This window comes from Leifsonia sp. 563 (assembly GCF_040545055.1).
Classification (GTDB): Bacteria; Actinomycetota; Actinomycetes; order Actinomycetales; family Microbacteriaceae; genus Leifsonia.
The window spans coordinates 97,336-114,112 of record NZ_JBEPLE010000008.1 but is presented as its reverse complement, the minus strand read 5'-3'; the positions used below and the strand labels follow the sequence as shown (position 1 = coordinate 114,112).

Sequence of the window (16,777 nt, the reverse complement as noted above, 5' to 3'; positions counted from 1 at the left end):
CGGGTGATCGAGCGAACGGACGTGACCCCGGAGGAGACGGACCTGCTCGCGGGAACTCGATACGACGACGTCTCGCTTGTTTGGGCCCTGATCCACCTCGGAATCAGGACCAATCCGCCGCCGACTCCCGACTGGCGACCAAGCGACGACGATATTGCCGCGGCCTTCGGCAGCTTCGAGAAGCTCAGCGCCCTGGGTCTCATCAGCGTCGGACGCATGGAGTATATCGACGGAGGTCCGCCTGGCCGCCATGCGCCCGTTCGTCACGTTCCGGAAGCCCTCGAGGACGTCAGAGCACGGGTTCAGAGCGAAGTGGCGGCCTCGGAGGTAGCGACCGATTGGGAGTTCGCCTGCTGGATCGTCGCGACAGAGGCAGGACTGGGCGTCGCGGAGGAAGCCAGCGTAGAGATTCGGCCACGGAAACGGTCACTGCGGGAGATGTTTTCGAGACGCTCTCGCGCTTGGTGAATTCGGAGAATCCGCGTCGGGCTCGCCGTCATTCAGATACGCCGTCCCTCGGAACTCGCACCCGAGCATGGCGAGGTCCGCCAGCAAGTCCGGTGGGATGACGAATGTCCCTTGAGTGCTGTCGGACGAACCGGACCACCATATGACCGTCTCGCACTCCGGCCTCAACGATTGGAGCGCATTGGCCCTCTGCCGAAACACGTCGACGAGCGCTCTCAGGGAGGCGACCCCTTGGTCGTCTCTCACATCCAGGGTCGATGCACCCACGTCGAAGGACCACTGAGCGCGCTGATGGATCATGTACTCGGCGGCGAGCACTCGGCCAGCCACGGCCGCTCTCGTAGGATCGCCCACATCCGCGCTGCTGCTCGGCTCAAGCCCGAGGGCGGCACTGATCTCAGACACCGTTCGTTCGTGACTGTAGACCGAGAGAGTGGACCGGTTCGCGAGGATCACAGCCATCTCTCTTTCGCTCAGAACGCGGGTGATCCATCACCCGGCTACCGAACCGAATCTAGCGTGCTGACAGGGAATTTCCGCCGCCCGCGTCAGACCGGCGTGAGCTCGGTCGCCTTACCGAGGAGCTCCAACTCGACCCCCCGCCGCACCGCTTCCGAACGCGACGACACCCCGAACTTCTGGAAGATCGCGCTGATGTGGGTCTTGACGGTGTTGGGCGAGACGTAAAGGCGCTGTGCGATCTCCGGTCGGGTCAGGTGAGTCTGCAGGTAGGGAAGCACACGCTGTTCGGCTTCGGTGAGCGCCACGGAGTCGGCACGACGCTCCCGTGTCCGCGTGTGCTCGGCAAGCAGATTCCGGGCGAACGCGCTCCGTGTGTCCAAGGCGTCGCCTGGGAGCCCCGGGGGAAGGACTTCATCGATCTCATCGAGGAGGATCCGGGCCGCATCCGCATCCCCGACGGCCAATTGCGCACGGACGAGGAGCAGCCGGGTCGGGATGCTGAGGAGCGGCACGGCGCTCCCGCATCGTTGGCGTTCTGACATGGCCCTCGCCAGGTACCGTCTCCCTGACAGGGTTCGGCCGGCATGGAGTTCCAAACAGGCGGCGGACGCGTGCGCGTACGCGGACATGACGTAGCCTTCGATGCCTCCCGCCCGGATGGTGTCCAAGGCTCTCTGGATGTGCAGCGCCGCCTGCTCCCACGCTCCGGCCTCGATCGCGAGGAAGGCGAGCTCGGACTCGCAGATCACGATGGAGGCGGGATTGCCGTGGACGCTGGCGATGTGGATCGCCTCACCGAGCACGATCCTGGCGCGCTCTTCATGGCCGGCATGGAGCAGGGTGCTTCCGAGTATCTGAACGGCGGGGTCTCGCCACGGACTCTCGAGCGGTTCGACCTCAGCCGCGAACTCTGCGTCCTCGAGGGCTGATTGGATGCCGTCGGGCATCATGATGGCCCGGATCATCGCCTTCGCCGAAGCGACATTGATTCCGGCGGCTGCAGCGTCATCGGGAACCATCCCCAACAGGGTGCCCCACTTGCGGGCGTCGTCATCCGATCCCGCGAGGACCGCGAACCAGGCGAAGACGACAACGGCTGACGGGTTCGCCAGGAGGTTGGCGTCGCCGATCTCACGCAGCCATCGGCCGAGTGTCGCGCTCTGGCCCGCCTCGTAGGCCGGGAGACCGGCGGCGGTCACCAGAGCCGTCGCGGTGGGGAAGTCCCCCGCGGCGATGGCATGATCGATGGCCGCGGGGAGTTGGCCGCGCTCGGCGAACCACTGCGATGCTCGAGCGTGCAAGGCCGGCACCAGCGAGGCGGACTCGAGCTGCAGCTCATCCGACAGGTACTCCCTGAACAGGGGATGCAGGCGGAACGCGCGGCCGTCCACGTCCGCGGTGACGAAAAGCTGGCGCGATTCCAGGTCCCGAAGGATCCGGATCGAATCGTCACGTTCCAGTACGGCATCGCACAGGTCCGGGATGTGGGTGGTGAGGATCGAGGTGCGGAGCAGAAACTGGCGGGTGTCCTCCGGGAGGTCGCGCACGCATTCTCGATAGAGGTAGTCGGCGAGTGCGCTGTGGTCGCTCGTGACGGCGAACGGCCTGCTTCTCGAGAGCAGTGCGTACATGTGCAGCCCGGCCGCCCAGCCCTCGCACCGGTCCACCCAGTCCGCAAGGATGCTCTGGTCCACGTGAGCACCCGCTTCGTCGGCGATCCGCGCCGCCCCGTCGAGGTCGATGCGCAGCTCGGCCGCCCCGACCCTGGCTGCCGACATCTCGACGCGACCTCGGGCCAAGGCCGCCAGATGCTGCCGGCTCGCCAGTACCACCTGCGATCCCGCCGGCACCCGAGCCAGAGCCACCTCCAAGGCGTCGATGCATCCGACCGTTCTCAGCACGTGGACGTCGTCGATGAACAGGACGAACGGGCGTTCGCACCGTGAGAGCGCAAGAGCCAGCGCCGGGGCGAGCCTGCTCAGCACTCCCGTCTGGGTGGTCGCGATCTGCGTGAAGACCGACTCGGCCTCCGATGCGAACGCCGTGCACACGCGGGCCAGGAGGCGGATCAGCGCCGCCGGATCGTCATCGTCTTCGCGGAGTGTGAGCCAACCGGTCGCCCGATCTTCGTCGTGTTCCCATTCGGCGAGGAGCGACGTCTTCCCGTAGCCGGCGGGCGCCTCGACCGTGACGATCCGGGAGGTACTGGCGCGCAGCGATTGGATGAGGTCCTGCCGGCGAACATAGGCCGGGTCGAAGAGCGGAGCGGTGGTCTTGCTCTCGAAGAGCAGAGTTTCAAGATCGTCGTTCGCCGAACCCATCCGATATCCCATCGCCGCACGGGCTGGAAGGCTCGTGCGAGCCACCAGGACATAACCGCATCACATGCATTTATAGCGGGGCACCGCGCAGCCGTGGAGAAAGTGGTTCGTCACCCACAATGAAGCGGGAATCCACGCGTCAGACGCCTCACTCGGCGGACCAGAGCTCCTCGGCTTCGATGACCAGATCGATCGTCTGACGCAGGAGACCTCCCAACGATGTCGATCTCAGCAGGGTGTACCTGTCGTACTCGCCCAGCGGGGCGATCGCCGCCAGTTGCCACGCGGCTTCGACGGGGTCGTTCGACAGCTCGATATCGGCATCCGACTGCGGCTCCGCGACGCGGGCGACCACGCGGCGGACAACCGATTCTGCCTCGGCCCGTAGAGGATCGAGTGCCTCGGACCACTCCAGATCCGGCAGCATCGAGAGCTCGGCCCGGGGATACGGGTCGTCGTCGAGCCATCGCTCGACCGTGAACCGCCGGGTCCCGACGCCGACGATGAGCAGGCCGTCGGCGCCCACGGCGGCGCTCACAAGACGCGCCATCGTCCCGACCGAGGCGCGCTGGTCGCCGCCCCCGGCTTCGAATCCGCGCTCGATGAGCACGACGCCGAACTCGAAACCCGGTTCCACCTCGTCGAGCAAACGTCCGACCAGCGTGAGATACCGCGGCTCGAACACCCGCAACGGGATGGGCACGGAGGGGAACAGCACTGATCCGAGCGGGAACATCGGCGAGGCGGCCATGCTCCAGTGAAGCACCGCGGACGTAGAGTGAACAGGTGTCCCGACCGCGCCCCGAGATCCCCGGACCGGGGCAGGAGTCTGTGTGGGACTACCCGAGGCCGCCGCGAATCGAGAGCGTCGCCGTGCCTGTCACGATCCGTCTGGGCGGGCAGCTCATCGTCGAAACCCGGGACGTCGTCCGGGTGCTCGAGACAAGCCATCCGCCGGTCTACTACGTCCCGATAGCGGACTTCGCAGACGGCGCGCTGGTCAAGGCCGACGGCTCGTCGTTCTGCGAGTTCAAAGGCACCGCACGCTATTTCGACGTGCGCGGCGGAGGCGAGATTCGGCCCGCGTGCGCGTGGAACTACCCGCATCCGTCGCCGGGGTTCGAGCCGCTCCGCGACCGCGTCGCCGTCTACGCCCAGCAGATGGACGAGTGCACGGTCGACGGCGAGGTCGTCACGCCGCAGCCCGGAGACTTCTACGGCGGCTGGATCACGAGAGCCGTGGTCGGGCCGTTCAAAGGGGCGCCTGGGTCACGGCACTGGTGAACGCCGGGGCTAGTTAGACGTTGAAGCGGAACTCCACCACGTTCCGTCGTTTTGCAACGTCACGCAAAATCCCTCTCGGCGAGTTTCAGCTCGACTACGCGGCGGAAGATGAAGTCGATGCAAGCACTGACCCGATCCTCGTGGATGATCACGGAAGAGTAGCTACCATCGAAGTCGCCGACCTCGGTGCCTCGCAGATAGGGTGCCGGGGTTGAACGGTTATCTTCCGAGAATCCCTCCCACGCGTCGATCAGCTCCGGTTGGTCGGCCAATATCCGACGCATTTCACCGACTGTTACTCGTCTATCGGAGATTGCGGGCAGTGCAAGGTCGAAGAGGTCGCGAAACGAGCCCTTCCATCCTTTCGAGGTGACGGGAATTCCGCACAACGCCTCAACGGAGTGAGGTTCTAGACTCATGGCTTTGAGTATCCCAGCCATAACGGTTGCGAGGCTGAGTTTGCGTTGATCGGCGTCGCCTCAGTCTCAGACGTTGAAGCGGAACTCCACCACGTTACGTCGCGGATAGGCATTAGAGGGCATGATTCAATTCAGTCCCGGCGCTAGGAGCGGCTGCGCTCCAGGCGGATTCCGATAGCCCAGCTCCCACGGAAGACGGTTGGTCGAGTCCGGCCACACCAGCTGAAGTGCTTCAAAGTCGCCCAGTATTCTGGCAGCGGCCGTCAGCCCGCTACGGTCCTCGACTCGGAGAATCGCTACAGACCCCGATTCCGTGAGCGCGGTCGTCCGACCGCCCGCTGGAAATGCTCCGCTCGATGCCTGCTCGTCCACCGCGTTCCGGATGAATGCGTCAGCGACATCTGCAGGCAAACCCGTGATCACGAGTTCATCCCAGCCTCTCGCCGTGAGCCCCACAGTGTAGGAGAACGGCGCGACCGATGAACTGCCGAGTACATGCCTGATAGCCCAGCCGTGAGTTTCGACCATTCGCGCCAACTCCGCGAGCGCGCGCTCGCCCGGGTTATCCATGCCCCGACCCTAGCGCCGTGCCCGGCTACCGAGTGGGCTGCCGTCCCCCGGTCAGCTAGACGTTGAAGCGGAACTCCACCACGTCGCCGTCCTGCATGACGTAGTCCTTGCCCTCCATACGCGCCTTGCCGCGTGAGCGGGCCTCGGCGACGCTTCCGGCATCCATCAGGTCGTCGAAGGAGATGACCTCCGCCTTGATGAAGCCCTTCTCGAAGTCGGTGTGGATGACGCCGGCCGCCTGCGGGGCCTTCCAGCCCTTGTGGATGGTCCAGGCGCGCGATTCCTTCGGGCCGGCCGTCAGGTAGGTCTGCAGGCCCAGGGTGTCGAAGCCGATGCGGGCGAGCTGGTCGAGGCCGGACTCCTCCTGGCCGGTCGACGCGAGCAGTTCGGCGGCGTCGGCCGCGTCGAGGTCGATGAGTTCCGACTCCAGCTTGGCGTCGAGGAAGACGGCCTGCGCGGGCGCGACCAGGGCGGCCAGTTCGGCGCGCCGGGACTCGTCGGTGAGCACATCCTCGTCCACGTTGAAGACGTAGATGAACGGCTTGGCGGTGAGCAGGCCCAGCTCGCGGACCGGCTCCAGGTCGATCGACGAGGTCGACAGCGGCTTGCCCGAGTTGAGGTACTCGATCGCGGCGCGCGCGGTCTCCAGGACCACCGGCTCCAGCTTGCGGCCCTTGACCTCCTTCTCGTACCGCTGCTCCGCCTTCTCGAGGGTCTGCAGGTCGGCGAGGATGAGCTCGGTGTTGATGGTCTCCATGTCGCCCGCCGGGTCGGTCTTCCCGGCCACATGGACGACGTCGGCGTCGCTGAACCCGCGCACGACCTGGGCGATGGCGTCCGCCTCGCGGATGTTCGCCAGGAACTTGTTGCCCAGGCCCTCGCCCTCGCTCGCGCCCTTCACGATGCCCGCAATGTCGACGAACGACACGGGGGCCGGCACGGTCCGCTCGCTGTGGAACAGCTCGGCGAGGCGGTCCAGCCGCGGGTCGGGCAGGTTCACCACGCCGACGTTCGGCTCGATGGTCGCGAACGGGTAGTTCGCGGCGAGCGCGTCGTTCTTGGTCAGCGCGTTGAACAGGGTGGACTTGCCCACATTGGGCAGTCCGACGATTCCGATAGTGAGAGCCACGGTCGTCCATTCTACGGGGCGGGTGGGTTGCGGCCGGCCGACGGTCGGGCGGCTCAGCCCTCCAGCGTGGCCCGGTAGCTGCGGGTCACGTACGGCAGCTCGAAGGTGTCGCGCCCGGCGAGGTCGGGATGCTCGCGAGCGAGGCGCCGCAGCGACTGGATCACGGCAGCCTGGCCGTCCGGGTCCTTCGTGATGAAGTAGCTGCGGGAGCGCGCCAGATCGAGCAGGCCGTCGACGGTGAGCGCCTGCACCCAGCGGGTCTCGTGACATTCGAGCGGACCGAACGGCGGCGGGACCACCGGGTCGGCCTCGTCGTCGAACACGGCCGAGCTCGCATCCATCAGCTCCCCCAGCTCGCGCACCCAGCCGACGCTCTCGTCGCGCTCGTTCCAGATCAGTCCGAGCCGGCCGCCGGGGCGGAGCACGCGGGCGACCTCGTGAACCGCTCGGTCGGCGTCCACCCAGTGCCACGCCTGCGCGACGACCACAAGCCCGAAGGCGTCGTCCGGCAAGGGGATGCGCTCGGCGGCGCCCTCGCGCGCATCCACGTCAGGGAGACGCTCCTGGAGCACGCGCAGCATCTCGGGCGACGGGTCCACGGCGGCCACCTCGAGTCCGCGCTCGACGAGCGATGCCGTGAGCTTGCCCGTCCCTGCGCCGAGATCGAGCACCGGCCCCTCCACCCCGCCGAGGAGCCAGCTGACCGCCTCCGCCGGGTACGTCGGCCGGGCCGCGTCGTAGAGGTCGGCGGCACGGTCGAACGAGGCGGCATGGAGGTCGCGCTGCTGACGGGATCGCATGCCGCCGATCGTACGCGTCGCGACCGACACACGCCCGGCCGCGCGGTTGAGGTGCACGTAGGTGCGCATTCACACGGCGTGTCGACCGCAACAACGTGCACCTCGCGGCGGGATGCGGCGGGATGCGGCGGCGCGCGGGCGGGATGCCGGGCGGCGTCGGTGGGCCGTGTCAGCATGACGACGTGACCCTGGACTTCACCGCCATCGACTTCGAGACCGCCAACTCCTCCGCCGCATCGGCCTGCTCGGTCGGACTCGTCAAGGTCAGAGACGGCAAGGTGGTCGACCGGGCGGGATGGTTCATCCGGCCGCCGCTGGGGCACGACGTCTTCCAGGAGTGGAACGTGCGCATCCACGGCATCCGGCCCGAGGATGTGGCCGACGCGGCGGGCTGGGTCGACCAGCTGGCCGATCTGGTCGAGTTCGCGAAGGACGACCATCTGGTTGCCCACAACGCGGGCTTCGATATGGGCGTGATCCGGGCCGCGTGCGCGGCGACCTTCGTCGCCTGCCCGGAGTACAGCTACCTGTGCAGCCTGCAGGTCGCGCGGAAGACGTACCACCTGGAGTCGTACCGCCTTCCCGTCGCGGCGATGGCGGCCGGGTTCGAGGACTTCGCGCACCACGACGCGCTGGCGGACGCCGAGGCGTGCGCCGCCATCATGATCCACGCGGCCCGGCGGCACGACGCGGCTACCATCGCCGACCTCGCCGAGCTGACCGGCGCCCGGCTCGGGCGCATCGGCGTTCCGATCGCCGCCTGATCCCGTCTGGACATAGTTCAGCGATCCGCCGCGAATTCGGGCGATCCCTCACGTCTCGGCGGGACGGGATCGGACTCGCGGGCCGCGGAAGCGGCAGTGTCGGCGGCTGCTGACACACTGAGGGCATGGACATCCTCGCCCTGCTCCTCGGCCTCCTGATCGGCCTCGTCGTCGGCGCCATCGGCGCGGGCGTCGCCGTCCTGCGCCTCCTGCGTTCGCGGACGTCGGCCGAGCCCGCCGCGCCGGTCGTCGACCCGGTCGTGCTCGCCGCCCAGCACCAGGCCGAGCTCGCCGAGCTGCGGGCGGCCGAGACGGCGGTGCAGTCAGAGATCCGGGCCGATCTCGCCGCTGCGCACAGTCGGGTGGATGCGCTCCAGGATCAACTGCGCGCCGCCCAGGAGCAGTACCGCGAGACGGTCGAGCAGCATCGCGCCGAGGCGGAGGCCCGCGCCGAGCGCGAGCGCGCCGAGAGCAAGGTGCTGCAGGCCCTCGCGCCGGTGCGCGAGAGCCTGACGGACATGCAGCGCAAAGTCATCGAGCTCGAGACCCAGCGCAACCAGCAGCACGGGCAGCTCGCCCAGCAGCTGCGGTCGGCGGCGGAGTCGGAGGAGCGGCTGCGCAGCACGGCGGAGGCCCTCGCGTCGGCCCTCCGCTCCAACAGCACCCGCGGTGTCTGGGGCGAGACCCAGCTGCGGAGCGTCGTGGAGGCCGCGGGTCTCATCGAGCGCGTCGACTTCGACGTGCAGTCGAGCATCCACTCGGAGTCCGGCGCAGGCCGTCCCGACATGATCGTGCGTCTCCCCGGCGGCAAGAGCATCGCGCTCGACGCCAAGGTGCCCTTCAACGCATATCTCGAGGCCAGCCAGATCCCGGCGACGGCGACCGGTTCGGAGGCTGCGCAGCGGGAGGCGCTGCTCAAGCAGCACGTCAAGGCGGTGCGCGACCACATCACGGCTCTGGGAAGCAAGGCGTACTGGACCGGTCTCGAGTCCTCCCCCGAGCTCGTCATCGCGTTCATCCCGAGCGAGTCGCTCGTGTCGTCGGCTCTCGAAGCCGATCCCTCCATCATGGAGTTCGCCTTCGGCAAGCGGGTCGCGCTCGCGTCGCCCGTGACCCTGTGGTCCGTACTCAAGACCGTGGCCTTCAGCTGGCAGCAGGATGTGCTGACGCAGGAGGCGAAGCAGCTCTTCGACCTGAGCCGGACGCTGTACAGCCGGCTCTCCACCACGGCCGGTCATATTGAGAAGCTGGGCCGGTCGCTGGAGCGCACGGTCAAGGACTACAACGGCTTCGTCGGGTCGTTCGAGCGCCAGGTCTTCCCCGCAGCTCGCAAGCTCAACGCGCTGGACGAGTCGAAGGTCATCGGCGTGATCGAGGGCATCGAGGAGGCGCCGCGCGAGCTGACGGCGTTCGAACTCGTCAGCGAGCTGGAGCCCCGCGACATGCACGGGATCGACAAGTTGGCCATCGAGGAGCAGGAGCGCGCCCACGCCCTCGAGGCAGAGCGCGACACCGGCGCGGCGTAATCCGGCCGGACGGACCTCAGAGCTGGTCGGGCTCCAGCCACTTCTCCGCGAGGTGGTCCGCCACCACCCGGCGGGCGGTGCCCGACTTCGAGCGGAGCACGATCGACTCCGTCCGGATGATCGGTCCCTTACGGCGCACGCCCTCCACCAGGCCGCCGTCGGTCACACCGGTCGCGACGAAGAACGTGTTGTCGCCCTGCACCAGGTCGTCCGCGCTCAGAATGGTGTCCATCTTCAGTCCCGCGGCGATGCCCTTCGCCCGCTCCTCGTCGTCGCTCGGCGCCAGCATGCCCTGCATGAACCCGCCGAGGGCCTTGATCGCCGCCGCCGTGATCACGCCCTCCGGGCTGCCGCCGATGCCGACGCACATGTCGATCCGCGACTCGTAACGAGCCGCGTTGATGCCACCCGCGACATCGCCGTCGAGCAGCAGCCGCGTCCCGGCTCCCGCCGCCCGGATCTCCTCGATCAGGCCCTCATGCCGCGGCCGGTCCAGCACCGCCACCCGAACCTCTGTGACCGGCTTGCCCAGCGCGTTCGCCAGCGCCCGGATGTTCTCACCGATCGACTGCGAGAGGTCCACGACACCGTGGCCGGCCGGACCGGTCACGATCTTGTTCATCCGGAACACGCTCGACGCGTCCAGCATCGATCCCCGGTCGGACACCGCGATGACCGACAACGCGTTTTGCCGCCCGGCCGCCGTCAGCGAGGTGCCGTCGATCGGGTCGACCGCGATATCCACCGCGGGCCCGCGTCCGTTGCCGACATGCTCGCCGTTGAACAGCATCGGCGCGTTGTCCTTCTCGCCCTCGCCGATCACGATGACGCCGTCGAAGTTGACCGTCCCGAGGAACTTGCGCATCGCATCCACCGCTGCACCGTCGGCCGCGTTCTTGTCGCCGCGCCCGATCCACGGCGTCGCCCGGATCGCCGCCGCCTCCGTCGCCCGCACCAGCTCCATCGCCAGGTTCCTGTCCGGGTGCTGGAAGTGCGTGGCGGTGTCGGTCATGCTCATGGTGGGTCCTCCCGGACGGATTCGGAACGTCGTCGTCGATACCGGAGCGGGATGCCCGCCGCCGGACGCTGCAAGTGTATCGACCGCCCCCTGCCGCGTCAGGGGGTCCGCACGGATGTGCACCCGCGCGGAGCCCGGGCGTCCGCGAGACGCGCCCCCGGGCGCACCGGGGCGCCTCGGTATGATGAGGGCGTTCGACACCCCGATCCTCAAGGAGCCGCAATGCCCATCGCCACGCCGGACCAGTACGCAGAGATGCTCGACAAAGCGAAGGCCGGCGGCTTCGCCTACCCGGCGTTCAACGTGTCGTCGTCGCAGACGATCAACGCCGTGCTGCAGGGTCTCACCGAGGCGGGGAGCGACGGGATCATCCAGGTCACCACCGGCGGTGCCGACTACTTCGCCGGCCAGACCGTCAAGGCCCGCGCGACCGGCGCGCTCGCGTTCGCCCGCTTCGCCACCGAGGTCGCCAAGAACTACCCCATCACGGTAGCGCTGCACACCGACCACTGCCCGAAGAACGCCCTCGACGACTTCGTGCTGCCCCTCATCGCCGCCTCCGAGGAGGAGGTGAAGGCGGGCCGCAACCCGATCTTCCAGTCGCACATGTGGGACGGCTCGGCGGTCCCGCTCGACGAGAACCTCGAGATCGCGCAGGAGATGCTCAAGCGCACCAAGGCCATCAACGCCATCCTCGAGGTCGAGATCGGCGTGGTCGGCGGCGAAGAGGACGGCGTCCGTCACGAAGGGTCCAACGAGGCCCTCTACACGACCCTCGCGGACGCGGAGAAGGCGGTCGACGCGCTCGGTCTCGGCGAGAACGGCCGCTACATGGCCGCACTAACGTTCGGCAACGTCCACGGCGTCTACAAGCCCGGCAACGTCAAGCTGCGCCCGGAGCTGCTCAAGGAGATCCAGGACGGCCTGGCCGCCAAGTACGGCCACGGCCCGAAGCCGCTCGACCTCGTCTTCCACGGCGGATCGGGCTCGACCGACGAGGAGATCGCCGAGGCGGTCCGCAACGGCGTCGTCAAGATGAACATCGACACCGACACGCAGTACGCGTTCACGCGCTCGATCGCCGGCTACATGTTCGAGAACTACGACGGCGTGCTCAAGATCGACGGCGAGGTCGGCAACAAGAAGGCGTACGACCCGCGCGCCTGGGGCAAGGTCGCCGAGACCGGGATGGCCGCGCGCGTCGTCGAGGCGACGCAGCAGCTCGGCTCGGCCGGTCACTCCGGCAAGTAGCACTCACGGGCGGCGGACGCAGCACGCTCCGCCGCCCGCACCACGCGAGCCACGGGCTCCAGCAAGGGAGGCGGCCACGATGGCCGAGCAGGAACCGCAGCCGGACGACCGGCCGCGCCCGCAGTACGGGGAGCTCGCGCCACCCGGCTGGGTGTGGCGTCCGCCCGCGGATGCCGACCGTCTCGACACCTCGCGCCCGCTGGAGCGGGAGGACGACGTTCCGCCCGTGCCGGCGACCCCGGTGCTCGGGCCGCGTCCACCGGCCCCCGGTGCTCCGCCGGCGAACGTGGACGGACGACCGGCGCCCACCTGGAACCTCACGCTGACGGTCCTGCTCGGCGTCTTCGGCTTCTTCGGGATGACGTACTCGATCGCGACGCTGCAGGCGATCCCCGCATCCATGCAACTGCTGCACAGCACGAACGGGCTCGGCGAGTACGTGCCCGTGCCGCTGGTCGGCACGCTCGTGCTCATCGGCTCGATCGTGATCGCCGTCATCTGGGTGGTGTCGGCCGGCTTCGCCGCGTGGCTGCTGGTGAAGCGCCGCCTGGCGTTCTGGGTGCCGCTCGTCGCGGGGATCGTCGCCATGCTCGCGCTGATCATCTTCGCGGGGGCCATCCTCGCGACGGACCCGGTGCTGCTCGGGTTCTACGGTGGCGTCACGCCCCCGCCGACTCCGGTCGAGACGCCGTAGCGCGCCGGCTCAGCGCCCGCGACCGCTCAGCGCCCGCGACCACTCAGCGGCCGCGACCACCAAGCGCCCGCGCATCCTGCTTGCCCGTGATGTCCTTGCGGAGCTCCTTCGGCAGCGAGAACATGAGGTCCTCCTCAGCCGTCTTGACCTCCTCGACGTCCTGGTAGCCGGCACCGGCGAGGTCGTCGAGCACCTCCTGCACCAGGACTTCGGGCACGGATGCGCCGCTCGTCACACCGACGGACGAGACGCCGTCCAGCCACTCCTGCTTGATCTCGCTGGCGTAGTCGACGCGGTAGGCGGCCTTCGCGCCGTACTCCAGAGCGACCTCCACCAGGCGAACCGAGTTGGACGAGTTGGCGGAGCCGACGACGATGACGAGGTCGGCCTGCTCGGCGACCTTCTTGATGGCGACCTGCCGGTTCTGGGTCGCGTAGCAGATGTCGTCGCTCGGCGGGTCCTGCAGGTTCGGGAAGCGCTCGCGGAGGCGGCGGACCGTCTCCATCGTCTCGTCGACCGAGAGCGTGGTCTGCGACAGCCAGACGACCTTGTCCGGGTCTTTCACGACGATCGAGTCGACGTCGTCCGGCCCGTTGACCAGGGTCACGTGGTCCGGAGCCTCGCCCGCGGTGCCCTCGACCTCCTCGTGACCGGCGTGGCCGATCAGCAGGATCTGGAAGTCGTCGCGCGAGAAGCGCACGGCCTCGCGGTGCACCTTGGTCACGAGCGGGCAGGTCGCGTCGATGGCGCGGAGCCCGCGCTCGGCGGCCGCGTTCACGACGGCCGGGGACACCCCGTGCGCGGAGAACACGACGTGCGCGCCCGACGGCACCTCGTCGACCTCGTCCACGAAGATGGCACCCTGCTGCTCCAGCTCGGACACGACGTGCACGTTGTGGACGATCTGTTTGCGCACGTAGACGGGGGCACCGTACAGGTCGAGCGCCTTCTCGACGGCGACCACGGCGCGGTCGACACCGGCGCAGTAGCCGCGGGGCGCGGCCAGCAGCACCCGCTTATGTCCGACGACCGGGTTATCCTGAAGCCGTCGCCTGGCGCCGGGAATGCGCGGCATCGGGAGGCTGATGGTTGCGTCGCTCACCCCTCGATCCTACGTGAGCGCGCTGAGCACGGAATGGGAGACGGCGGTGAGCCAGACGACCACGGTCGCAATGCAGGCGGCACCGCCGACCGTCGACGCGCCGTGGCCGGTCGCGCTGCTCAACAGCAAGATCAAGGGATGGATCGACCGGCTGGGCACCGCCTGGGTCGAGGGCGAGATCACCCAGTGGGGCATCTCGGGCGGAAACGTCTACGGAAAGCTCAAAGACCTCAACGAGGACGCCACGATCAGCTTCACGATCTGGTCGTCGGTGAAGGCGCGCATCCCGGCCGACCTCAAGCAGGGTGACCGTGTCGTGGCGGCCATCAAGCCCAACTTCTGGGTCAAGGGCGGCACGCTCACCATGCAGGTCTACGACATGAAGCACGTCGGCCTGGGCGACCTGCTCGAGCGGCTGGAGCGGCTGCGCCAGCAGCTCGCCGCGGAGGGCCTGTTCGCGGTCGAGCGCAAGAAGCGCCTGCCGTTCCTCCCCCACACCATCGGTCTGGTGACCGGCAAAGACTCCGACGCCGAGAAGGATGTGCTCCGCAACGCGCAGCTGCGCTGGCCGCAGGTGCGCTTCCGGGTCGTGCACGCATCCGTCCAGGGCGAGCGCACCGTGACGGAGGTCGTCTCGGCCATCCGCACATTGGATGCCGACCCCGAGGTCGAGGTCATCATCGTCGCGCGCGGCGGCGGCGACTTCCAGAATCTCCTCGGCTTCAGCGACGAGCGGCTGGTGCGGGCGGCCGCAGCCGCGCTCACGCCGATCGTCAGCGCCATCGGGCACGAGGCCGACCGGCCGCTGCTCGACGAGGTCGCCGATCTGCGCGCCTCCACCCCGACGGATGCCGCGAAGCGCGTGGTGCCGGACGTCGCCGAGGAGCTCGCACGCGTCCAGCAGGCGCGCGCCCGGATGGGTGTGCGCGTCACGCAGCGGATCGCGCACGAGATCGACAGGATCGGACACCTGCGCACGCGACCGGTGCTCGCCTCCCCCTCGTGGATCGTCGACGCGCGGGCCGAAGAGCTCACCCGCTACGTCGCCCGCGGCACCGAGCTCGTCGGCCGCTGCGTCGAACGCGAGACCACGCGTGTCGCCGAGCTGCGCGGCCAGCTCCGTGCGCTGTCCCCGCAGGGGACGCTCGACCGCGGCTACGCGATCGTGCAGACCGCCGCCGGGCACGTCGTCTCCGAACCGGCCGAGGCGTCGGCCGGCACCGAACTGCGGGTCACCGTGTCGGGCGGTTCCTTCGCCGCCATGGCCGGCGACGAGCTCCCGTCGCCCGCGGGTCACGACACGTCGGCCGGAGCCGATGGATCGTCGGCTCCAGCGGACCCCCAGCGGGACAAATAGAATGGACGCCATGCCCAGTTCCGAGACCGCCCCCGCGGGCGACCCGCTCAGCGTGCTCAGCTACGAAGAGGCGCGCGACGAGCTGATCCGCGTGGTCGGAGAGCTCGAGCAGGGGTCGGCGACGCTCGAGGAGTCGATCGCCCTGTGGGAGCGCGGCGAGGCTCTTGCTCGTCACTGCGAGGAGTGGCTGATCGGCGCGAAGGCGCGACTCGATGCGGCGCGCTCGGGCACAGGAGCCGCTTCGCAGTCGTCAGAAGCCCCACAGTCCTCAGAAGTCATGGGCGGATGAGCCCCCGCACCAGCAAGCCGCCCGCGGTCGTCGCCGAACTCGGCCGTCCGGAGACGCCGGAGGAGACGGCCGCCCGCAAGGCGCAGAACTCGGCGAACCACCGCAACCGCCAGACGATCAACAACCTGATCTACTCGCTGATCGCGACGCTGGCGCTCGTCGCCGTGATTGTGCTCGTCGTGCCGCGCGGCAACCCGACGGCGACGAAGCCGCCAGTCGACTACGCGTCCGTCGCGCAGGAGGCGCAGGGCAGCGAGCCGGACCGCCTGCTCGTGCCGAAGCTCCCCTCGACCTGGAAGTCGAACAACGCCGAGCTGCGCACCAAGACCGCCGATGGCGTCGACTCCTGGTACATCGGGCTGATCACGCCCAAGGAGCAGTTCATCGGCGTCACGCAGGGATTCGGCGCGAACGACAGCTGGGTGTCCGATCAGGTCGCCAAGTCTCGGATCGCGGGCACCCGCGAGATCGACGGCGTGACCTGGGACGTCTACGACAATCGTGCAGCGGGGTCGGGCAACGGGAACGTCGAGTACGCCCTGGTGACCCACGCCGGGGACAGCTCCATCATCGTGTTCGGCACCGCGATCGACGCCGAGTTCCGCACGGTGGCGTCGTCGCTGGCCGATCAGATCCACTCACTCGGAGGAGAACGATAACCGTGCCCACCACGCGCCCCGGAAAGATCTGGAACGCCATGCTCGAGGGCAACGCCCGCTTCGTCGCGGGCGAGCCGCAGCATCCCCATCAGGATGTGACCCGCCGCGAGGACGTCGCCGGCGGCCAGGAGCCGGTGGCCGCCATCTTCGGGTGCGCCGACTCCCGTCTCGCTGCCGAGATCATCTTCGACCTCGGGCTGGGCGACGCCTTCGTGGTGCGCAATGCCGGGCAGGTCGTCTCCGACTCGGTCGTCGGGTCGCTGGAGTACGCGGTGGCGGTGCTCAACGTCCCGCTCATCCTGGTGCTCGGACACGACAGCTGCGGCGCGGTGGCGTCGGCCATCGCCTCCCAGGCCGCGGACGCGGATCCGTTGCCGCCGCACATCGCCGACCTGATCGCGCCGATCGTCCCGGCCGTGCACCGCGTCGCCGGACCGGGTGCGGTCGAGCCGTCCGCGGTCGACGCCTCGGCCGTGGGCCGCGAGCACCTGCGCGACACCGTCTCCGAGCTGCTCGCGCAGTCGGAGATCATCTCTTCCGCGGTCGCCGAGAACACCCTCGCGATCGTGGGCGCCAACTACCGGCTCGCGGAGGGCCGGGTCGTCCCCGACGTCGTCGTCGGCATGCGCGACTGACACCAGCTCCCGCCAACAGAAAGGAAATA

At 68.6% G+C, this 16,777-nt stretch carries 19 protein-coding genes; 10 read left to right on the top strand and 9 right to left on the bottom strand.

What is annotated here, in order from left to right; translation table 11 throughout:
• Positions 1-3 precede the first annotated feature (3 nt).
• Entirely contained in the window at positions 4-468 is a 465-nt protein-coding gene (locus ABIC47_RS18435; RefSeq protein ID WP_354482860.1) for a hypothetical protein, read from the top strand.
• Here the strand turns inward: ABIC47_RS18435 and ABIC47_RS18430 are convergent.
• From ABIC47_RS18430 to ABIC47_RS18420, 3 genes are all read right to left on the bottom strand, one after another.
• Entirely contained in the window at positions 427-930 is a 504-nt protein-coding gene (locus tag ABIC47_RS18430; RefSeq protein ID WP_354482858.1) for a DUF4279 domain-containing protein, read from the bottom strand. The genes ABIC47_RS18435 and ABIC47_RS18430 overlap by 42 nt on opposite strands.
• 86 nt (positions 931-1,016) lie before the next feature.
• Positions 1,017-3,251 (bottom strand): winged helix-turn-helix domain-containing protein, encoded by a 2,235-nt coding sequence (locus tag ABIC47_RS18425; RefSeq protein WP_354482856.1) that lies wholly within the window; start codon positions 3,249-3,251, stop codon positions 1,017-1,019.
• 148 nt (positions 3,252-3,399) lie between these two features.
• Positions 3,400-4,002, bottom strand: coding sequence for an LON peptidase substrate-binding domain-containing protein (locus tag ABIC47_RS18420; RefSeq protein ID WP_354482853.1), 603 nt, complete (start codon positions 4,000-4,002; stop codon positions 3,400-3,402).
• 35 nt (positions 4,003-4,037) lie between these two features.
• Between ABIC47_RS18420 and ABIC47_RS18415 the strand changes: the two genes are divergently transcribed.
• On the top strand, positions 4,038-4,535 hold the full coding sequence (locus ABIC47_RS18415) for a DUF427 domain-containing protein (protein ID WP_354482851.1): 498 nt from the start codon (positions 4,038-4,040) through the stop codon (positions 4,533-4,535).
• Positions 4,536-4,594: 59 nt separating this feature from the next.
• On the opposite strand, the gene ABIC47_RS18410 is transcribed toward ABIC47_RS18415, so the two are convergent.
• The 4 genes from ABIC47_RS18410 to ABIC47_RS18395 form a co-directional block, all read right to left on the bottom strand.
• Positions 4,595-4,954 carry a hypothetical protein gene (locus ABIC47_RS18410; RefSeq protein ID WP_354482848.1) on the bottom strand — a complete coding sequence of 120 codons (360 nt, stop codon included), beginning with the start codon at positions 4,952-4,954 and terminating at the stop codon, positions 4,595-4,597.
• A 126-nt stretch (positions 4,955-5,080) separates the two neighbouring features.
• Positions 5,081-5,524: a DUF4262 domain-containing protein gene (locus tag ABIC47_RS18405; RefSeq protein WP_354482845.1), complete on the bottom strand. Its 444-nt coding sequence runs from the start codon at positions 5,522-5,524 to the stop codon at positions 5,081-5,083.
• A 55-nt stretch (positions 5,525-5,579) separates the two neighbouring features.
• Complete coding sequence (gene ychF / locus ABIC47_RS18400; protein WP_089876526.1) at positions 5,580-6,653, bottom strand: redox-regulated ATPase YchF; 1,074 nt, start codon at positions 6,651-6,653, stop codon at positions 5,580-5,582.
• Positions 6,654-6,706: 53 nt separating this feature from the next.
• The gene (locus ABIC47_RS18395) at positions 6,707-7,453 is read right to left on the bottom strand and encodes a class I SAM-dependent methyltransferase (RefSeq protein WP_354482843.1); all 747 of its coding nucleotides are present in this window, start codon (positions 7,451-7,453) and stop codon (positions 6,707-6,709) included.
• Between the two features lie 182 nt (positions 7,454-7,635).
• Here ABIC47_RS18395 and ABIC47_RS18390 point away from each other — a divergent pair, with 182 nt between their 5' ends.
• Positions 7,636-8,217 carry an exonuclease domain-containing protein gene (locus tag ABIC47_RS18390; RefSeq protein WP_354482841.1) on the top strand — a complete coding sequence of 194 codons (582 nt, stop codon included), beginning with the start codon at positions 7,636-7,638 and terminating at the stop codon, positions 8,215-8,217.
• Positions 8,218-8,342: 125 nt separating this feature from the next.
• Positions 8,343-9,743, top strand: coding sequence for a DNA recombination protein RmuC (locus ABIC47_RS18385; protein WP_020077241.1), 1,401 nt, complete (start codon positions 8,343-8,345; stop codon positions 9,741-9,743).
• Positions 9,744-9,759: 16 nt separating this feature from the next.
• On the opposite strand, the gene glpX is transcribed toward ABIC47_RS18385, so the two are convergent.
• On the bottom strand, positions 9,760-10,761 hold the full coding sequence (glpX, locus tag ABIC47_RS18380; RefSeq protein WP_354482839.1) for a class II fructose-bisphosphatase: 1,002 nt from the start codon (positions 10,759-10,761) through the stop codon (positions 9,760-9,762).
• Positions 10,762-10,983: 222 nt separating this feature from the next.
• Between glpX and fbaA the strand changes: the two genes are divergently transcribed.
• Together fbaA and ABIC47_RS18370 are read left to right on the top strand one after the other, a co-directional pair.
• On the top strand, positions 10,984-12,012 hold the full coding sequence (gene fbaA, locus ABIC47_RS18375; RefSeq protein WP_089876532.1) for a class II fructose-bisphosphate aldolase: 1,029 nt from the start codon (positions 10,984-10,986) through the stop codon (positions 12,010-12,012).
• Between the two features lie 79 nt (positions 12,013-12,091).
• Complete coding sequence (locus ABIC47_RS18370; protein WP_354482836.1) at positions 12,092-12,706, top strand: DUF6264 family protein; 615 nt, start codon at positions 12,092-12,094, stop codon at positions 12,704-12,706.
• A 43-nt stretch (positions 12,707-12,749) separates the two neighbouring features.
• Here ABIC47_RS18370 and ABIC47_RS18365 read toward each other — a convergent pair whose 3' ends face one another.
• Complete coding sequence (locus tag ABIC47_RS18365; RefSeq protein ID WP_354483056.1) at positions 12,750-13,781, bottom strand: 4-hydroxy-3-methylbut-2-enyl diphosphate reductase; 1,032 nt, start codon at positions 13,779-13,781, stop codon at positions 12,750-12,752.
• A 73-nt stretch (positions 13,782-13,854) separates the two neighbouring features.
• On the opposite strand from ABIC47_RS18365, the gene xseA reads away from it, so the two are divergent.
• From xseA to ABIC47_RS18345, 4 genes are read left to right on the top strand one after another with little or no spacing between them, the layout of a single operon-like run.
• Positions 13,855-15,165 (top strand): exodeoxyribonuclease VII large subunit, encoded by a 1,311-nt coding sequence (gene xseA, locus ABIC47_RS18360; RefSeq protein ID WP_354482833.1) that lies wholly within the window; start codon positions 13,855-13,857, stop codon positions 15,163-15,165.
• A gap of 1 nt (position 15,166) precedes the next feature.
• Positions 15,167-15,454 carry an exodeoxyribonuclease VII small subunit gene (locus ABIC47_RS18355; RefSeq protein ID WP_502910269.1) on the top strand — a complete coding sequence of 96 codons (288 nt, stop codon included), beginning with the start codon at positions 15,167-15,169 and terminating at the stop codon, positions 15,452-15,454.
• Positions 15,451-16,113 carry a DUF4245 domain-containing protein gene (locus ABIC47_RS18350; RefSeq protein ID WP_018191548.1) on the top strand — a complete coding sequence of 221 codons (663 nt, stop codon included), beginning with the start codon at positions 15,451-15,453 and terminating at the stop codon, positions 16,111-16,113. Before ABIC47_RS18355 ends, ABIC47_RS18350 begins: the two co-directional genes overlap by 4 nt.
• Before the next feature lie 38 nt (positions 16,114-16,151).
• Positions 16,152-16,748, top strand: a complete 597-nt coding sequence (locus tag ABIC47_RS18345) for a carbonic anhydrase (RefSeq protein WP_354483053.1) — start codon at positions 16,152-16,154, stop codon at positions 16,746-16,748.
• Positions 16,749-16,777: the final 29 nt, after the last annotated feature.